This is a genomic window from Streptomyces dysideae (assembly GCF_001514305.1).
In the GTDB taxonomy this organism is placed as follows: Bacteria; Actinomycetota; Actinomycetes; order Streptomycetales; family Streptomycetaceae; genus Streptomyces; species Streptomyces dysideae.
Map to the genome: position 1 here is coordinate 25,610 of NZ_KQ949099.1, position 16,484 is coordinate 42,093.

Below are 16,484 nucleotides of genomic sequence, written 5' to 3' on the forward strand. Positions count from 1 at the left end.
CGCCGGTCAGCCAGGCTCACCCCGTCGCCAACAGCAGCGTGCCCATCAGTGCCAAGCCCGCGCCCGCCGCCTGCACGGCCCGTAGCCGTTCGCTGAGGAAGCCGCGGGCGGCCAGGGCCGTTACCACCGGGTAGAGCGAGGCGAGTACGGCCGCCACCGTGACCGGGCCGTGCTGGGCGGCGACCACGTATGTGCCGTTCGCCGCGACGTCGGCCAGGCCGACGAAGGCCAGTGCCGGAAGCGAGTGCCATGGGAAGCCGGCGACCGGGAGGGCGGTGCCGCCTCGTCGTACGGAGGCGTACAGGGCGAGGCCGCCGGCCGCGACGTTGACCACGCGCTGGACGAAGAGGGCGAGGAACAGGCCGGTGACGGTCGTCGACGCCTCCGCGATCAGCGCGAACACCGTGCCGAAGCCGAAGGCGGCGATGAGTGTGAGCAGGATGGCCTGCCGTTGCACGGGTGCGCCCCGTAGTTGCGGTCCGCCCGCGAGCGCGACGCCAAGCACGGCGACCGCGATCCCCGCGAACTGCATCAGGCCCGGACGCTCGCCCAGGAGGAGCCCCACACCCACCGGGACAGCCACCCCTACCGTGCCGAGTGGGGAGACCACGCCCATCGGGCCCAGTGCGAGTGCCTTGTAGAAGCAGAGCAGGGCGACGGGGCCGACCAGGCCGGCCGCGACCGCGAACCACAGTCGTGGGCCCGCCTCGCTCCAGCCGCCGGTGGCCACAACCACCGCACCCAGGACGACCGCGGCGATCAGCTGCGACACGACCACCACCGTGAGTGCCGGGGTGCGCCGGGTCAGCAGTCCGCCGCCGAAGTCGGCCAGCCCCCACAACAGGCTCGTGGCCAGGGCGAAGAGTGCTGTCACGGGTCGCCTCGCAGTACAGTTCGGTGCACGATCAGGTGCACCACACCGTAGTGCAGTGAACTGAACCCTGTCATCCAGAATATTGGCCTCACCTTATGGATGGAATGTGTCGGACCTCGAACTGCTGACCCAGTCCCTGGCGCGCAACGTCAAGCGCTGGCGCACCGAGCGCGGCTTCACCCTGGACGCACTCGCCGCCCGCGCCGGAGTCAGCCGCGGCATGCTCATCCAGATCGAGCAGGCCCGCACCAACCCGAGCCTCGGCACGGTGGTCAAGATCGGCGACGCGCTCGGCGTCAGCATCACGACCCTCCTCGACTACGAACAGGGGCCGAAGGTACGCGTCGTCCCGGCCGAGCAGGTGGTACGGCTGTGGCACACCGACGCCGGCAGCTACAGCCGGCTCCTCGCGGGCACGGAGGCGCCCGGCCCGCTGGAGATGTGGGACTGGAAGCTGATGCCGGGCGAGGGCAGCGGATCCGACCCGCACCCCGTCGGCACGGTCGAGATCGCCCATGTCACGGCGGGTGAACTGACCCTGACCGTCGAGGGCGTGGAGTACCGCGTCCCGGCCGGCTCCAGCGTCACTTTCGAGGCGAACGCCCCGCATGCGTACGCCAATCAGGGCGACGTTCCGATGGAGATGATGCTGACGGTCTCGGTCCCGTTCGTGCACTGAGACGCCGGTCCCACGGAGCCCGGCGGTGCTGTTAGCGTGCGGCCATGGACGCACCCATCGGACACTTCGACACCGCCCTCGCCGCCCCCGACTGCCTCGACGAGCTGATCGGCCCGGTCGCCGACGCCGTACGCCACTGGAGCGGCAGCGTCCCCGCCGACCAGATCGTCTACGTCGAGACCGATCCCCAGTGGGCCGACACCGCCGTCTTCGTGGAGCACTACGGCCGGGAACTGCTCGAGCAGTCCGCGAACTGCGTGGTCGTGGCGGGCAGGCGCGGCGGCGAGACCACGCTCGCCGCGTGCGTCGTCCTCTCCACCACCCGCGTCGACGTCAACGGCGCCGTACGCCGCCAACTCGGCGCCCGCAAGGCCTCGTTCGCCCCGATGGACACAGCGACGGGGGAGACCGGCATGGAGTACGGCGGCATCACCCCGATCGGACTGCCCGACGGCTGGCCGGTGCTGGTGGACTCGGCCGTCGTCGACCTGCCGTACGTCCTGGTGGGCAGCGGGCGCCGACGCGGCAAGCTGCTGGTGCCGGGGAAGGCGTTCGCCGAGCTGCCCGGGGCCGTCGTACTGGAGGGGCTGGGGGTCGCGTAGGTCAGGCCGTCGTGTGGTGGGCCAGCACCAGATGCGGGTCCGCCTCGCCCGGCACCGGCGCCGGGTCCGCGTGGACGAGGGCCGCGGTGAGCCGCGGAACGGCATGCAGCAGGGCGTGTTCGGCGTCCACGGCGATCGCATGAGCCTGACGTACCGTCACCTCGCCGTCCACGACGACCGCCACCTCGGCGCGCAGTCGGTGCCCGATCCAGCGCAGCCGCAACTCGCCCACCCCGCGCACCCCGTCGACCTCCCGGAGCGCGTGCTCGGCCCGGTCCACCAGGGCCGGGTCGACGGCGTCCAGCACCCGCCTGAACACCTCCCGCGCCGCGTCCCGCAGTACCAGCGTGATCGCGGCCGTGATCGCCAACCCCACGATCGGGTCGGCGAGTTGCCACCCCAGCGCCGCACCGCCCGCGCTCAACAGCACGGCCAGCGAGGTGAATCCGTCCGTACGGGCGTGCAGCCCGTCCGCGACCAGCGCGGCCGAGCCGATGGACCGGCCGACCCGGATCCGGTACCGGGCCACCCACTCGTTCCCCGCGAACCCGACGAGCGCGGCCACGGCGACGGCCGGAAGATGCTCCACCGGCCGCGGATCGAGGAGCCGCTCGACCGCCGTCCAGCCGGCGAACGCGGCCGACGCCGCGATCGTCAGCACGATCACGATCCCGGCCAGATCCTCCGCGCGCCCGTAGCCGTACGTGAACCGCCGGGTCGCCGCGCGCCGGCCCAGCACGAAGGCGATCCCGAGCGGTACGGCCGTCAGCGCGTCCGCGGTGTTGTGCACCGTGTCGCCGAGCAGCGCCACCGACCCCGACACGGCCACCACGACCGCCTGCGCCAGGGCCGTCACGCCGAGCACGGCCAGCGAGACCCAGAGGGCGCGCATCCCGCGGGCCGAGGACTCCAGGGCGGAGTCCAGCTTGTCGGCGGTCTCATGGGAGTGCGGGGTGAGCAGATGGGCGAGGCGATGACGCCAGGGTGCCGGGGAGTGGTCGTGGTGATGGTTGTGGTGCTCGTGCTCGTGCTCGTGCCGGTCGCTCACGGCGGGCCCCTTCCGGTGCGCGGGAGTGGACGCGGGACGCCCACGACGCCATTATGTGCGTATGAGCGCACGCATGCACCTGTCACCTGCACACGATGCGCACCCGCGCACCCCGGGCGAGGAACAGTTCGTGCTCGCCGCCGAACTCCTCGCCCTGCTCGGCGACCGCACCCGCCTCGCGCTGCTGCACGCCCTGGCCGCGGGCGAGGCCGACGTCACGACGCTCACGGAGGCGTGCGGCGCGGCGCGGCCCGCCGTCAGCCAGCACCTGGCCCGGCTGCGCCTCGCGGGCCTGGTGAACACCCGCAAGGAGGGCCGCCGGGTGATCTACGCGCTCCGCGACGGCCATCTGCGCAGACTGGTCGACGAGGCCCTGAACGTCGCGGACCACCGGCTCAGCGACCGGCCCCCGCACGACTGAGATGTCTCAGTAGTCGGCGTTCTTGCCCAGGTACTGCTCCGCGAACGCCATGCCCGCCGCGGGGGAGCCGAACAGGCGGCGGAGCCGGGCGAGGGTGGTGCCCGCGCGGTACGGATCGCCCGAGGACGTGCCGTGGTACACCTCGGACAGCCACATGGAGAACTCCTGGTAGTCCCAGACCCGGCCCAGACAGGCCGCCGAGTAGCCGTCCAGGCCGGTCCCGTCGCCCTTGGTGAGATACGCGACGAGCGCGTCGCCGAGCAGGAAAGCGTCGTTCAGGGCGAGGTTCATGCCCTTGGCGGCGATGGGCGCGGTGAGATGTGCGGCGTCGCCGGCCAGGAAGAGACGGCCGAACACCATCGGTTCGATGACGTAGTTGTGCATGTCGAGGACGCGCTTCTCGATCAGCCGTCCCTGCGTCAGGGGCGGCCGGTCCTCGACTCCGAGCCGTGCCTGCAGTTCGGTCCAGACGCGGTCGTCCGGCCAGTTCTCCGGGGCGTCGCCGGGCGGGCACTCCAGGTAGTAGCGGGTCACCTCGGGGCTGCGGGGCATGTGCCCGGCGAACCCGCGCGGATGCATACCGAACAGGACGCAGTCCGAGGACGGCGGCGCCTCGGCGAGCAGGGCCAGCCAGCCGATGCCGTAGTCCTGCCGTGAGATGTGGGCCCGCTCCGGCGGCAGCGCGGTGCGTGTCACCCCGCGCCCGCCGTCGCAGCCCGCGACGAAGTCGCAGCGGACCACCTGCTGTTGACCGGTCTCGGGGTCGGTGTACGTGACCGAGGGGTGGTCGGTGTCCAGGTCGTGCAGCGCGACGTCGCGCACCTCGAACCGGACGGCCCCGCCGCGCACGTCCGCGTACTCCCGTACCAGGTCGGTCACCAGCAACGGCTGTGGATAGACCCAGTGGTGAGTGCCCGTCAGCTGGGCGTACCCGAACCGGTACCGCCGCCCGCCGAACCGGAACTCGCACTCGGTGTGCCGTTCCGCCCGCGCCAGCAGGTTCGTCGCCAGTCCGCGCTGTTCGAGCCCGCGTACGGCCCACTCCTCGATGACCCCGGCCCGCGGGCGCCGCTCGATGAACTCGCGGGTCTCCATCTCCAGGACCAGGCAGTCGACGGACGCCGCCCGCAGGATGTTGCCGATGGTCAGCCCGGCGGGCCCGGCACCCACGATGACGACCGGAAAGTGTTGCGGGGCACCGGAGTCGGGGTGGAGGGTGGGGGAAGTCACCCGAGCATTATGGAGGCCGTCCAGGCGCTGGGGGGGAGGACCGGGTCCGGGATCGCGGACGCAGCGGAAGCCCGTGTGAGCGGTACGCGCCGCCGGGATCGAACTCGTCGCCCCAGGGGTGGCGCTTCTGCTCCAGGTCGCCGCGCGCCGCGTACTCCCACTCGGCCTCGGTGGGCAGCCGCTTGCCCGCCCTGGCCGCGTACGCCGCGGCATCGTGCAAGGACACGTGCACCGCCGGATGGCCGCCCCGGCCGGCGAGCGTGCTGCCGGGACCCTCCGGCCGGTTCCAGACCGCCCCCGCGACCGCGCACCACCAGGGCGTCTCCTCGGGCCGCGGAGCGTCGCGCCGCGGCGCGCCGGGCAGGAAGCCGGCGAAGACATACGGCCACCCGAGGCGCTCGGCGTCGGTGACGTACCCGGTGCCGGCGACGAAGGCCGCGAACCCGTCGTTCGTCACCGCGCATACCTCGATACGGAACGGGTCGGGTCCAGCCGCACCGCCCGCACCGCCCCCTCACCGTCGCCCGGAAACCCCCTCCGGGTCCTCGGCACCCATCAGAAACTCACCGCCGGACAGCAGCACCATGCCCGCCACCGAACCGCCGTCGGCCGCGGGCGGCGGCGCGATCAGCCGCGCCCCGCCCGGACCGCCGCCCGACGAGGGCATGCAGCAGCGGGCGGCCGACGGGGACTCGGACATCGGGCTTCCTCGGGGGCGCGTGGACGGGGCGGGACACATGTCTACGCGACGTTCTTGCGAGCCGAGCCGAGCCGAGCCGAGCCGACTCTCTCGTGGTGCGTGCGGCTAACCCAGGCGCGGGATCTCTATCGCCGGGCAGCGGTCCATGACCATGTGGAGGCCGGCGGCGCGGGTGCGGTCGTACGCGGCTTCGTCGATGACCCCGAGCTGGAACCACACCGCCTTGGCGCCCTTCGCCACCGCCTCGTCGGCGACCGGACCGGCGAGGTCGCTGTTCACGAACACGTCGACGACGTCCACCTCGAAGGGGATGTCCGCGAGGGAGGCATACCCCGGCTCGCCGTGCACCGTCTCCGCCTTGGGGTGGACCGGCACGACGCGCTTGCCGTAGCGCTGCAGCACCTCGGCGACGCCGTACGCCGCGCGCCGCTGGTTCGACGACAGGCCCACCACCGCCCAGGTGTCGCCGAGCCCGGTGAGGATCTCGCGGACCGTTGCCTCGTCGCCGTACACGCCGGCCTCCCTGCGCCTCGTAAAAGTGCTGTCGTGTGCGACAACGGCTGACGGTCCGCGGGGATTCCCCGACCGGCGCCGTGATAGCTTGCCGAAGCCAGTCGAACCCATGTACGTGGGTCAGGGAATCCGGTGCGAATCCGGAGCTGACGCGCAGCGGTGAGGGTGACGGGCGGGGCCTCGGCCACTGGATGTCGTACGACGTCTGGGAAGGCGCCCCGACCGGAGGAACCCGAGTCCGAAGACCTGCTGGCGGCCTCCGCGGTCGGCGTACGGCGGGGGAGCACCGTACGACCGGGCTCCGCGTTCGAGCCCTCGACGACTGAGGACCAACTCCCCGTGTCCATCACACGTTTCGTCCGTCCCGCCGCCCTGCTCGCGGCCGGGTCCCTCCTTCTGACCGGCTGCGGCGGCGACTCCGGCACGGCCGACGCCAAGCCCGCCGCCGTCACCCTGAAGAACTGCGGTCACACCGTGCGCGTCGACGCGCCCCCGAAGCGTGCCGTCTCCCTCAACCAGGGCACCACCGAGATCATGCTCTCCCTCGGGCTCGCCGACCGCATGGCAGGGACGGCGACCTGGACCGACCCCGTGATGAAGGGGCTGGCGAAGGCGAACGCCGAGGTCCCGCGGATCTCCGACAACAACCCGTCCTTCGAGCGGGTGCTGGAGGACGAACCCGACTTCGCCGCCGCCTCGTTCGTCTCCACGCTGGGCAAGGGCGGCGTCGCCACCCGCGAGCAGTTCGAGAAGCTGGGCGTCCCGACGTACGTCTCCCCGTCCGACTGTGTCGGCAAGGACAACTCCGGCGACGGGGACGGCGTCCGCGACACTCCCCTGGCCATCGACGACGTCTACGGCGAAGTCCGCGATCTCGCCAAGGTGTTCGGCGTGGCGGAGCGGGGCGAGCGGCTCGTCGCCTCCTTGGAGAAGCGGGTGGCCACGGCCACCCAGGGCGTCCACGCCTCCGACGTCACCCTCCTGTACTGGTTCGCCAACTCCGAGTCCCCCTACATGGCGGGCTGCTGCGGCGCGCCCGGCGTCATCACCCGCTCCCTCGGCGCGAAGAACGTCTTCGACGACACACACGACGAGTGGCCGCAGATCAACTGGGAGACGGTCGCCGACCGCAACCCCGACGTGCTCGTCATCGGCGATCTCACACGCAGGCTGAAGACCGCCGAGACGGCCGAGAAGAAGATCGAGTTCCTGGAGTCCAACCCGGCCACCAGGAACATGGATGCCGTCAAGCACAAGCGGTACGTGATCCTCAGCGGGCAGGCCATGAATCCGACCATCCGTACCGTCGAGGGCGTGGAGCAGGTCGCGGCGGGGCTGCGTGAGTTCGGGCTGGTGAGGTGACCGCCCGACGCGCGGTCGCCTTCGGCGCGGTCGGCGTGCTGCTGCTGTGCTGCTCCCTCGCCGTCGCGATCACCATCGGCCCGGCCGACATCCGGGTCGGTGACGTGTGGGCGGCCGTCGGCTCTCATCTCGGCTTCGGGACCTCGGAGTTGACGCCGATCCGGGACGGCATCGTCTGGCAGCTCCGGCTGCCCCGCACCCTGCTCGCCGCCGTGTGCGGGGCCGGGCTCGCGGTGTGCGGCGCGGTGATGCAGTCGCTGCTGCGCAACCCGCTCGCCGATCCGTTCGTGCTCGGGGTGTCCTCAGGGGCGTCGACTGGGGCCGTGATCGTGGTGGTGCTGGGCGTCGGCGGCGGCCTGGTGTCCGTGTCCGCGGGCGCGTTCGCCGGCGCGCTGGTCTCCTTCGCGTTGGTGCTGCTGCTCAGCCACACCTTCGGCGGCACCACCGACCGGGTCGTCCTCGCGGGCGTCGCCGCCATGCAGCTGTTCTCCGCGCTCACCTCCTTCATCGTGCTGACCGCGGCCGACGCCGAGACCACCCGGGGCGTGCTGTTCTGGCTCCTCGGCTCGCTCGGCGGCGTGGGCTGGACCGACGTATGGGTGTGTACGGCCGTGCTCGCCGTGGCGCTGGTGGTGTTCCTGTCGTACGGCCGGACCCTCGACGCCTTCGCCTTCGGCCAGGACGCGGCGGCCACCCTCGGCGTCTCCGTCGCCCGCACCCGGCTGGTGCTGCTGTGCGCCACGGCCCTGCTCACGGCCGCGCTGGTCAGCTCGGCCGGGGCCATCGGCTTCGTCGGCCTGGTCCTGCCGCACGCCGCCCGCGCCCTGGTCGGCCCGGGCCACACCCGGCTGCTGCCGCTCACCGCGCTGGCCGGTGCGGTGTTCCTGGTGTGGGTCGACACCCTCGCCCGTACCGTCCTCGACCCGCAGGAGGTGCCCGTGGGCGTCGTGACCTCGCTGATCGGGGTGCCGGCCTTCGTGGTCGTGCTGTACCGGACCCGGGGGGTGCGGTGACGAACCCCGGCCTCCCTGTCGACCCCGGCCTCCCTGTCGACCCCGGCCTCCCTGTCGACTCCGGCCTCCCTGTCGACTCCGGCCTCCCTGTCGACTCCGGCCTCCCTGTCGACTCCGGCCTCCCTGTCGACTCCGGCCTCCATGCCGACCGCGTCTCCCGCCGCACCGACGGCCGCCTCATCCTCGACGGCGCCTCCCTCGCCCCCGAACCGGGCTCCACCGTCGGCCTCCTCGGTCCCAACGGCTCCGGCAAGTCCACCCTCCTGCGGCTGCTGGCGGGGCTCCTCGCGCCGACGGCCGGAGTCGTCACCCTCGACGGCACTCCCGTGGCCGACCTGCCCCGCCGCGACATCGCCCGCCGCCTCGCCGTGGTGGAGCAACAGGCGGACACCCAGATCGAGTTGACGGCCCTCGACGTGGTACGCCTGGGCCGCGTCCCGCACCGCCGCGCCTGGACCCCCGCCTCCGCCCACGACGACGAGGCCGTGCACGCCGCCCTGGACCGCACCGGGCTCACCGACCGCGCCGGCCAGCCCTGGCAGACCCTCTCCGGCGGCGAACGCCAGCGCGTCCAGATCGCCCGCGCGCTCGCCCAGGAACCCCGCGAGCTCCTCCTCGACGAGCCCACCAACCACCTCGACATCCACCACCAGCTCGACCTGCTCGCCCTCGTCACCGCCCTCCCGGTCACCACCGTCGTCGCCCTGCACGACCTCAACCTCGCCGCGATGTACTGCGACCAGGTCGTCGTCCTGCACACGGGCCGCGTCGTGGCCTGCGGCGCTCCCGGCGACGTCCTCACCGAGCAGCTCATCGCCGACGTGTACGGAGTGCGGGCCGCCGTCAGCAAGGACGGCCCCGACGGGCGGCCCCACGTGCGGTTCCTCGGAACCCTGGCCTGAAGTCCTGTCCGGCCGGGCACCGGCGCAGTGGGCGCGGGCAGTCCGCACGGCAGGGGTGGCCCATGCCCGGCTACGACACACGCGCCGCACGCCTCACCGTCCATCTCGACGCCTCCGTGCTCTGGCACCATCGGCGCCTACGCCGAACTCGTCCACCGCGCCCGCCACCCGGGCCTCATCGGCGCGAGCGTCTTCCGCGGCCTCACCGGCTTCGGCGTCGGCGACCCCAGGTCGTCACCCTGGGGGACGAAGGGCCCGTGCGCGGTCGTCATCGTCGACGAGGAGCCGCGGCTGTGCTCCTTCCTGCCGCAGGTGGCGGACGTCCTGGGCGAGACCGCGGCGGTCGCGGTGCTGGACCGGGTGCGGATCCACACGCCCCACGCCCATGAGTGGCCGACGGGCTCCGCGCGGGCTCGACGCGCGCCACGGTGACCGGAATCCGCACAGCCTGCCTGCGTCCGACCGCCCGTACGCCTACGCTCAGCCCGTGCTCCGCATCACCGACGCCCGAACCGGCGAGACCGTCGACGCCGCTCCCGCCCGCCGGGGCCTGACCCGCGTCGAGGCGCACGCCCCGGCCTTCGACCCCACAGCCCTACGGGTGCTGCTGGTCGCCGACCTGCTCGTCCGCGCCCTGGAACTCGGCGGCACACCCGTCTGGGCCCTGCTGATCGGCGAGCGCGACCAGGCGGAACTCCGCGCCGGCGCCGCCGCCCTCGGCATCCGGCCCTTCGAGGACAGCCGGGACGCCGCCTCCGGACTGGGGGAGGCCCAGGTCATCCATGTGGTGGCCGAGGGCGGCCCGGAACCCGACGGCGTCCGCATCACCGTCGCCCCCGTCCACACGGCACCACCACCCGAGGGCGCCGACCCCGCCGCCCTGCGCCTCGCGCTGCTCGCCCGGCGCCGCGGCGAACCCGCCCAGCTCGACACGGCCTCCCTCGCCGACGCCCACGACACCCTCGTACGCTGGCGCCGCGCCGTGTCCCGCTGGGCGCACCAGCCGTCCCGGCCCGTCCCCGACGAGGTGCGCGGCGAACTCCGTACCGCCTGGGAGGACGACCTGGACATCCCCGCGGTCCTCCGCGTCCTGACCAAGGTGGAGACCGAGCCCGACCTTCCGGACGGCGCCCGCTTCGAGACGTACGCCTACGCCGACCGGCTCCTCGGCCTCGAACTCACCCGCGACCTCGGAGCCCCCGCGTGATCGCCCGCGCGGGAGCGGGCCCGCTGCGCCGCCTGGTCGTCCTCCGGCACGCCAAGTCCGCCTGGCCGGACGGCGTCGCCGACCACGAACGTCCCCTCGCACCGCGCGGCCGCCGGGACGCCCCCGCCGCCGGCCGCGCGCTCGCCGACTCCGACTGCCTGCCCGACCTCGCCCTGTGCTCCACCGCCGTACGCGCCCGCCAGACCTGGGAACTCGCCTCCGCGCAGTGGGGCACCCCGCCGCCGGTCCGGCACGATCGACGGCTGTACGCGGCCGACGTCGCCGACCTGCTGGAGATCGTGCACGAGGTGTCCACCGAGGTCGACACCCTGCTGCTGGTCGGCCACAACCCGGGCCTGGAGGAGCTCGTCCTGGAACTCGCCGGGGACAGCCTCGACGACGCGCTGGACGAGGTCCGCGTGAAGTTCCCCACCTCGGCGATCGCCGTCCTGGCCTGGCGCGGCACCGGCTGGGACGCGCTGACACCGGGCACGGCACTGCTGACGAGCCTGACGGTGCCGCGCGGGAAGAAGAAGGGCAAGTGAGGCGGCCGGGACACTGCGCATAGGCTGGCCCGATGCAGGACGAGTACCGCACAGTCGCCCGCGCCGGTGAGCACGAGACCGAGGTCAACCGCTCCCGGTTCATCTGCGCGCTGGCGCCCGCCGCCACCGAGCGGGAGGCACAGGACTTCGTCGCGGCCATCCGCAAGGAGAACGCGGACGCCACCCACAACTGCTGGGCCTACGTCATCGGCGCCGACGCCGCGGTCCAGAAGGCGAGCGACGACGGCGAACCCGGCGGCACCGCCGGCGTCCCCATGCTCCAGATGCTGCTGCGCCGCGACATGCGGTACGTCGTCGCCGTCGTCACCCGCTACTTCGGCGGGGTCAAACTGGGCGCGGGCGGACTCATCCGGGCCTACGGCGGTGCGGTGGGTGAGGCGCTGGACGAGCTCGGCACGATCACCCGGCGCCGCTTCCGGCTGGCCACGGTCACCGTCGACCACCAGCGCGCGGGCAAGGTGCAGAACGACCTCAGGTCGACCGGCCGCGTGGTGCGGGACGTGCGGTACGGGGAGGCGGTGACGATCGAGATCGGACTGCCGGCCGCGGACGTCGAGTCGTTCCGGGCGTGGCTCGCGGACGCGACCGCGGGGACGGCCGGGTTCGAACTCGGCGGAGAGGCGTACGGGGACGCGTGACGTATCGGGTGTTCTGCGCATAACGGACTTGCGTGGGTGCGTTCATGACGGACGGCACGACCGGGCAAGAGCGGCTGATACGGGAGTAACCGCCCGTGATGTCAGACCCGGCCGTTAGTCTCGGGGATCATGAGACTGCTGCACACTTCCGACTGGCATCTCGGCCGGGCGTTCCACCGGGTCAACATGCTCGGCGCGCAGGCCGAGTTCATCGGCCACCTCGTCACGACCGTGCGGGAGCGCGGCGTGGACGCGGTGGTCGTGTCGGGAGACGTGTACGACCGGGCGGTGCCGCCGCTCGCCGCGGTGGAGCTGTTCGACGACGCGCTGCACCGGCTGGCCGACCTCGGTGTGCCGACGGTGATGATCTCCGGCAACCACGATTCGGCGCGCCGACTCGGGGTGGGCGCCGGGCTGATCGGACGGGCGGGCGTCCATCTGCGGACCGAGCCGTCGGCGTGCGGGACGCCGGTGGTGCTCGCCGACGCACACGGTGACGTCGCCTTCTACGGACTGCCGTATCTCGAACCCGCCCTGGTGAAGGACGAGTTCGGGGTGCAGAAGCCGGGCCACGAGGCCGTGCTGGCCGCTGCCATGGACCGGGTCCGCGCCGACCTCGCCGCACGCGCGCGTGGCACCCGATCCGTCGTCCTCGCGCACGCCTTCGTCACCGGCGGCGAGGCCAGCGACAGCGAGCGCGACATCACCGTCGGCGGAGTCGCCGCCGTGCCCGCCGGGGTCTTCGACGGCGTCGACTACACCGCGCTCGGGCATCTGCACGGCTGCCAGACCATCACCGACCGCGTCCGCTACTCTGGCTCCCCGCTGCCGTACTCCTTCTCCGAGGCCGAGCACCGCAAAAGCATGTGGCTCGTCGACCTGGACGCCGACGGCGCGGTCACCGCCGAGCGCGTCGACTGCCCGGTGCCGCGGGCGCTGGCCCGGATCCGCGGGAGACTGGAGGAACTGCTCGCCGACCCCGGGCTCGTACGGCACGAGGAGGCGTGGGTCGAGGCGACGCTCACCGACCCGGTCCGCCCGGCCGATCCCATGGCTCGCCTCACCGAGCGGTTCCCGCACACGCTCAGTCTCGCCTTCGACCCCGAGCGGGAGCCGGACGACCTCGACGTGTCGTACGCCAGGCGGCTCGCGGGGCGGAGCGACCAGGAGATCGCCGAGGACTTCGTGGCGCATGTGCGGGGCGCCGGGCCCGACGCGCACGAGCGGGGTGTGCTGCGGGACGCGTTCGACACGGTGCGCGCGGACGAGGCCGTGCGGGAGGTGGCGCGGTGAGGCTGCACCAACTGGACATCACCGCCTTCGGGCCGTTCGGCGGCTTCCAGACCGTCGACTTCGACGACCTGTCGGCGGCCGGACTGTTCCTGCTGCACGGACCGACCGGCGCGGGCAAGACCTCCGTGCTGGACGCCGTGTGCTACGCGCTCTACGGCGCGGTCCCCGGCGCCCGGCAGAGCGGCCAGGGCATGACCCTGCGCAGCGACCATGCCCCCGTCGGCGCGCGCACCGAGGTCCGCCTCGAACTGACCGTCGCCGGACGCCGGCTGGAGATCACCCGGCAGCCGCCCTGGGAGCGCCCCAAGAAGAAGGGGCGTCCCGGAACCACCGTCGACAAGGCCCAAAGTTGGCTGCGCGAGTACGACGCGCAGGACGCGTCCTGGAAGGGCCTCAGCCGCTCCCACCAGGAGATCGGCGAGGAGATCACCCAGCTGCTCGGTATGAGCCGCGAGCAGTTCTGCCAGGTCGTGCTGCTGCCCCAGGGCGACTTCGCACGCTTCCTGCGCGCCGACGCCGAGGCCCGCGGCAAGCTCCTGGGCCGCCTCTTCGACACCCAGCGTTTCGCGGAGGTCGAGAAGCGCCTCGCTGAGCGGCGTCGCGCCGCCGAGGCCCGGGTGCGGGACGGCGACGCCGCGCTGCTCGCCGACGCGCACCGCATGCAGCAGGCGGCGGGCGGGGCCATGGAGCTGCCCGAGCTGGCGCCGGGCGAGCCGGGCCTGGCCGAGGCGATCCTCGGCGCGGCCGCCGTCGCCCGCAGCACCGCCCGGGAACAGCTGACCGTCGCCCACTGCCGCCTCACGGCCGCCGAGTCCGCCCAGGCCGACGCCGACCGCGCGCTGGCCGACGTACGCGAACTGGCCCGGCTGCAAAGGCGGTTCGAGGAGACCCGGGAGCGAGCCGCGCGGCTGGAAGAACATGCCGACGGCCACCGGGAGGCGCAGGCGCGGATGGAGCGGGCCCGCAAGGCCGAGGCGGTGGCGCCCGCCCTGGAGCTGCGGGACGCCGCCGACGCCGAGCACCGGCGGGCGGCCTCGGCACAGGCACACGCGCGTGCCCCACTGCCGGAGACCTTCGCCGACGCCGGTGCCGCCGGGCTCGCGGCCGCCGCCCGCCGGGCCGCCGAGGAGCTGGGCGGGCTGGAGTCGGCCCGGCGCGCCGAGCAGCGGCTGGCCGCACTCGTCGACGAGCGCGCCGACCTGGACCGCCAGGAGCGCGCCGACGAGGACATCCTCCAGGAGGCGGAATCCTGGCTCGCCGGGTGGGAGACGACCCGCTCCGCGCTGCACGCCCGAATCGAGTCCGCGCAGGAGGCCGCCGGACGGGCCGAACAACTCGCCGTACAGCGTGACCCCGCGCAGCGGCGGCTCCAGGCAGCCCGGCAGCGGGACGAGTTCGCCGGTGACACCGACGCCGCGCAGCAGCGGGCCCTGAAGTCGGCCGAACGCGCCGTGCAGGCCCGCGCCCACTGGCTCGACCTCAAGGAACAGCGCCTGAACGGCATCGCCGCCGAACTCGCCGCGAACCTCACCGACGGCGAACCCTGCGCCGTCTGCGGAGCCACCGAACATCCCGCGCCCGCCCGCAAGGTCGCCGGACACGTGGACCGCGAGGCCGAGGAGCGCGCCCTCGCCGCCTACCAGCAGGCCGACGAACGACGCGCCGAGGACGAGCGCCGGCTGGGCCTCGTACGGGAGGCACTGGCCGCGGCCTCGGCGGAGGCGGGCGACACGCCCACCGACCAACTCGCCCGGGAGGTCGAGGAGTTGGAGCAGGCGTACGCGCAGGCGCGCGGTGCCGCCTCCGAGCTGCACGCCGCGAACGAGGAGCTGCGCCGGGCCGAGCAGGAGCACGAGCGGCGGACCGCGGCCCGGCAGCAGACCGCCGTACGGGCCGCCTCCCGAGTGGGGCATCGCGAGCGACTCGACCGTGAAAAAGCCTCCCTTCAGGAGGAGTTGACGCAGGCGCGGGGTACGGCGGTCAGCGTGGCCGTGCGGGCGACCCAGCTGGAGCGTCAGGTCGCGCTGCTCACCGACGCAGCCGACACCTCGCGCGTCGCCGAGGAGAGCGCGGAGCGGCTCAAGAGCGCCGACGCCCGGCTCGCCGACGCCGCCTTCCGGGCCGGCTTCGACACCCCGCGGGCCGCGGCCGACGCGCTCCTCGACGACGCTGCCCACCGTGAGCTCCAACGGCGGCTGGACGCCTGGCAGTCCGAGGAGGCCGCCGTACGCGCCGTCCTCGCCGAAGCCGACACCGCGGCCGCCGCCCAGCAGCCGCCCGCCGACCTCACCGCGGCGGAGCGCTCCGCCGCCGCGGCGGCACAGCGGCTGCGCGCCGCCGCCTCCGCACGCGACGCGGCCGCCCGGCGCTGCACCGAACTCGACCGGCTGTCCGCCCGAGTGGCCGCAGGGGTACGCGAGTTGGCGCCGCGGCGGGCGGAACACGACCGCGTGGCCCGCCTCGCCGGCCTCGCCGCGGGCACCTCGGCGGACAACGAACGCAAGATGCGCCTGGAGTCCTACGTCCTCGCCGCCCGCCTGGAACAGGTCGCCGCCGCCGCGACCGTACGGCTGCAGCGCATGTCGTCCGGCCGCTACACCCTCGTCCACTCCGACGACCGCACCGGCCGTGGCCGCAGCGGGCTCGGGCTGCATGTCGTCGACGCCTGGACCGGGCGCGAGCGGGACACCGCGACCCTGTCGGGCGGCGAGACCTTCTTCGCCTCCCTCGCGCTCGCCCTCGGGCTCGCGGACGTCGTGACGGACGAGGCCGGCGGGATTCGCCTGGACACCCTTTTCATCGACGAGGGCTTCGGCAGCCTCGACGACCAGACCCTCGACGAGGTCCTCGACGTCCTCGACTCACTGCGGGAGCGGGACCGCAGCGTCGGGATCGTCAGCCATGTCGCCGATCTGCGCCGGCGTATCCACGCGCAGCTGGAGGTCGTGAAGGGGAGATCGGGGTCGGTGCTGCGGCAGCGGGGTCACTGACCGAGGGGGCGCCGGGGGAGCGGCGAGGAGTAGACGACGCTGGTCGTGACCGAGCCCAGCGCGCCGATCTTTCCCGACACCTCCTCCAGGTGCCGCATGGAGCGGACCGCGACCTTGATGACGAAGCAGTCGTCGCCCGTGACGTGGTGCGCCTCCAGGATCTCGGGCGTCACGGCCACCAGGTCGTGGAACGGCTTGTAGTTGCCGTTCGGATAGCGCAACCGGACGAACGCGAGGATCGGCAGGCCGAGACGCTCGGGGTCGACGACCGCCGCGTAGCCCTGGATGACCCCCGCCTCCTCCAGCCGCCGCACCCGCTCGGTGACGGCACTCGCGGACATGGAGACGGCCCGGGCGAGCTCGGCGAAACTGGCCCGGCCCTCCCGCTGGAGGACATCGAGGATGCGCCAGTCGGTGGCGTCCGGGGAATACGCGGTCATGAGTGA

General features: G+C 73.4%; 17 protein-coding genes, 1 pseudogene and 1 riboswitch. Of the genes and pseudogenes, 12 read left to right on the forward strand and 6 right to left on the reverse strand.

From position 1 onward, the window contains the following. Positions 1-16 precede the first annotated feature (16 nt). Positions 17-874, reverse strand: a complete 858-nt coding sequence (locus AQJ91_RS31630; RefSeq protein WP_067028344.1) for a DMT family transporter — start codon at positions 872-874, stop codon at positions 17-19. Positions 875-980: 106 nt separating this feature from the next. Here AQJ91_RS31630 and AQJ91_RS31635 point away from each other — a divergent pair, with 106 nt between their 5' ends. Further along, complete coding sequence (locus AQJ91_RS31635; RefSeq protein WP_067028346.1) at positions 981-1,553, forward strand: XRE family transcriptional regulator; 573 nt, start codon at positions 981-983, stop codon at positions 1,551-1,553. A gap of 44 nt (positions 1,554-1,597) precedes the next feature. Further along, positions 1,598-2,155, forward strand: a complete 558-nt coding sequence (locus tag AQJ91_RS31640) for a YbaK/EbsC family protein (protein ID WP_067028348.1) — start codon at positions 1,598-1,600, stop codon at positions 2,153-2,155. Position 2,156: 1 nt separating this feature from the next. On the opposite strand, the gene AQJ91_RS31645 is transcribed toward AQJ91_RS31640, so the two are convergent. Then, positions 2,157-3,203, reverse strand: coding sequence for a cation diffusion facilitator family transporter (locus AQJ91_RS31645; RefSeq protein ID WP_067028350.1), 1,047 nt, complete (start codon positions 3,201-3,203; stop codon positions 2,157-2,159). A 61-nt stretch (positions 3,204-3,264) separates the two neighbouring features. Here AQJ91_RS31645 and AQJ91_RS31650 point away from each other — a divergent pair, with 61 nt between their 5' ends. Continuing rightward, a complete protein-coding gene (locus tag AQJ91_RS31650) occupies positions 3,265-3,624 on the forward strand; it encodes an ArsR/SmtB family transcription factor (RefSeq protein ID WP_067028352.1) in 360 nt (119 codons plus the stop codon). A gap of 6 nt (positions 3,625-3,630) precedes the next feature. Here AQJ91_RS31650 and AQJ91_RS31655 read toward each other — a convergent pair whose 3' ends face one another. The 3 genes and pseudogenes from AQJ91_RS31655 to AQJ91_RS31665 form a co-directional block, all read right to left on the reverse strand. Then, on the reverse strand, positions 3,631-4,854 hold the full coding sequence (locus AQJ91_RS31655) for a 4-hydroxybenzoate 3-monooxygenase (RefSeq protein WP_067028354.1): 1,224 nt from the start codon (positions 4,852-4,854) through the stop codon (positions 3,631-3,633). A gap of 79 nt (positions 4,855-4,933) precedes the next feature. Further along, a pseudogene (locus AQJ91_RS58765) lies at positions 4,934-5,554 on the reverse strand (SUMF1/EgtB/PvdO family nonheme iron enzyme); the annotation flags it as partial. A 105-nt stretch (positions 5,555-5,659) separates the two neighbouring features. Next, positions 5,660-6,067 (reverse strand): CoA-binding protein, encoded by a 408-nt coding sequence (locus AQJ91_RS31665; RefSeq protein WP_067028356.1) that lies wholly within the window; start codon positions 6,065-6,067, stop codon positions 5,660-5,662. 81 nt (positions 6,068-6,148) lie between these two features. After that, positions 6,149-6,335: riboswitch (cobalamin riboswitch) on the forward strand. A 71-nt stretch (positions 6,336-6,406) separates the two neighbouring features. Here AQJ91_RS31665 and AQJ91_RS31670 point away from each other — a divergent pair. From AQJ91_RS31670 to AQJ91_RS31710, 9 genes are all read left to right on the forward strand, one after another. Then, complete coding sequence (locus AQJ91_RS31670) at positions 6,407-7,429, forward strand: ABC transporter substrate-binding protein (RefSeq protein WP_067028358.1); 1,023 nt, start codon at positions 6,407-6,409, stop codon at positions 7,427-7,429. Next, on the forward strand, positions 7,426-8,442 hold the full coding sequence (locus AQJ91_RS31675; RefSeq protein WP_067028360.1) for a FecCD family ABC transporter permease: 1,017 nt from the start codon (positions 7,426-7,428) through the stop codon (positions 8,440-8,442). Before AQJ91_RS31670 ends, AQJ91_RS31675 begins: the two co-directional genes overlap by 4 nt. Before the next feature lie 179 nt (positions 8,443-8,621). Then, positions 8,622-9,344: an ABC transporter ATP-binding protein gene (locus AQJ91_RS31680; protein ID WP_067028565.1), complete on the forward strand. Its 723-nt coding sequence runs from the start codon at positions 8,622-8,624 to the stop codon at positions 9,342-9,344. A gap of 27 nt (positions 9,345-9,371) precedes the next feature. Beyond that, positions 9,372-9,776 (forward strand): DUF190 domain-containing protein, encoded by a 405-nt coding sequence (locus tag AQJ91_RS31685; protein WP_234383128.1) that lies wholly within the window; start codon positions 9,372-9,374, stop codon positions 9,774-9,776. A 55-nt stretch (positions 9,777-9,831) separates the two neighbouring features. Then, entirely contained in the window at positions 9,832-10,551 is a 720-nt protein-coding gene (locus AQJ91_RS31690) for a hypothetical protein (RefSeq protein ID WP_234383130.1), read from the forward strand. After that, complete coding sequence (locus AQJ91_RS31695; RefSeq protein WP_067028362.1) at positions 10,548-11,096, forward strand: SixA phosphatase family protein; 549 nt, start codon at positions 10,548-10,550, stop codon at positions 11,094-11,096. Before AQJ91_RS31690 ends, AQJ91_RS31695 begins: the two co-directional genes overlap by 4 nt. 32 nt (positions 11,097-11,128) lie before the next feature. Continuing rightward, positions 11,129-11,755, forward strand: a complete 627-nt coding sequence (locus tag AQJ91_RS31700) for a YigZ family protein (RefSeq protein WP_067028364.1) — start codon at positions 11,129-11,131, stop codon at positions 11,753-11,755. 129 nt (positions 11,756-11,884) lie between these two features. Beyond that, positions 11,885-13,048, forward strand: coding sequence for an exonuclease SbcCD subunit D (locus AQJ91_RS31705; protein WP_067028366.1), 1,164 nt, complete (start codon positions 11,885-11,887; stop codon positions 13,046-13,048). Beyond that, positions 13,045-16,038 carry an AAA family ATPase gene (locus AQJ91_RS31710; RefSeq protein WP_067028369.1) on the forward strand — a complete coding sequence of 998 codons (2,994 nt, stop codon included), beginning with the start codon at positions 13,045-13,047 and terminating at the stop codon, positions 16,036-16,038. Before AQJ91_RS31705 ends, AQJ91_RS31710 begins: the two co-directional genes overlap by 4 nt. Here the strand turns inward: AQJ91_RS31710 and AQJ91_RS31715 are convergent. Next, a complete protein-coding gene (locus AQJ91_RS31715; RefSeq protein WP_067028371.1) occupies positions 16,032-16,478 on the reverse strand; it encodes an Lrp/AsnC family transcriptional regulator in 447 nt (148 codons plus the stop codon). The two genes, AQJ91_RS31710 and AQJ91_RS31715, sit on opposite strands and share 7 nt — an antisense overlap. Positions 16,479-16,484 lie beyond the last annotated feature (6 nt).

Coding starts and splice junctions, on each gene's coding strand:
- AQJ91_RS31640 (WP_067028348.1), top strand. CDS start 1,598: ATGGACGCACCCATCGGACACTTCGACACCGCCCTCGCCGCCCCCGAC.
- AQJ91_RS31650 (WP_067028352.1), top strand. CDS start 3,265: ATGAGCGCACGCATGCACCTGTCACCTGCACACGATGCGCACCCGCGC.
- AQJ91_RS31700 (WP_067028364.1), top strand. CDS start 11,129: ATGCAGGACGAGTACCGCACAGTCGCCCGCGCCGGTGAGCACGAGACC.
- AQJ91_RS31705 (WP_067028366.1), top strand. CDS start 11,885: ATGAGACTGCTGCACACTTCCGACTGGCATCTCGGCCGGGCGTTCCAC.
- AQJ91_RS31715 (WP_067028371.1), bottom strand. CDS start 16,478: ATGACCGCGTATTCCCCGGACGCCACCGACTGGCGCATCCTCGATGTC.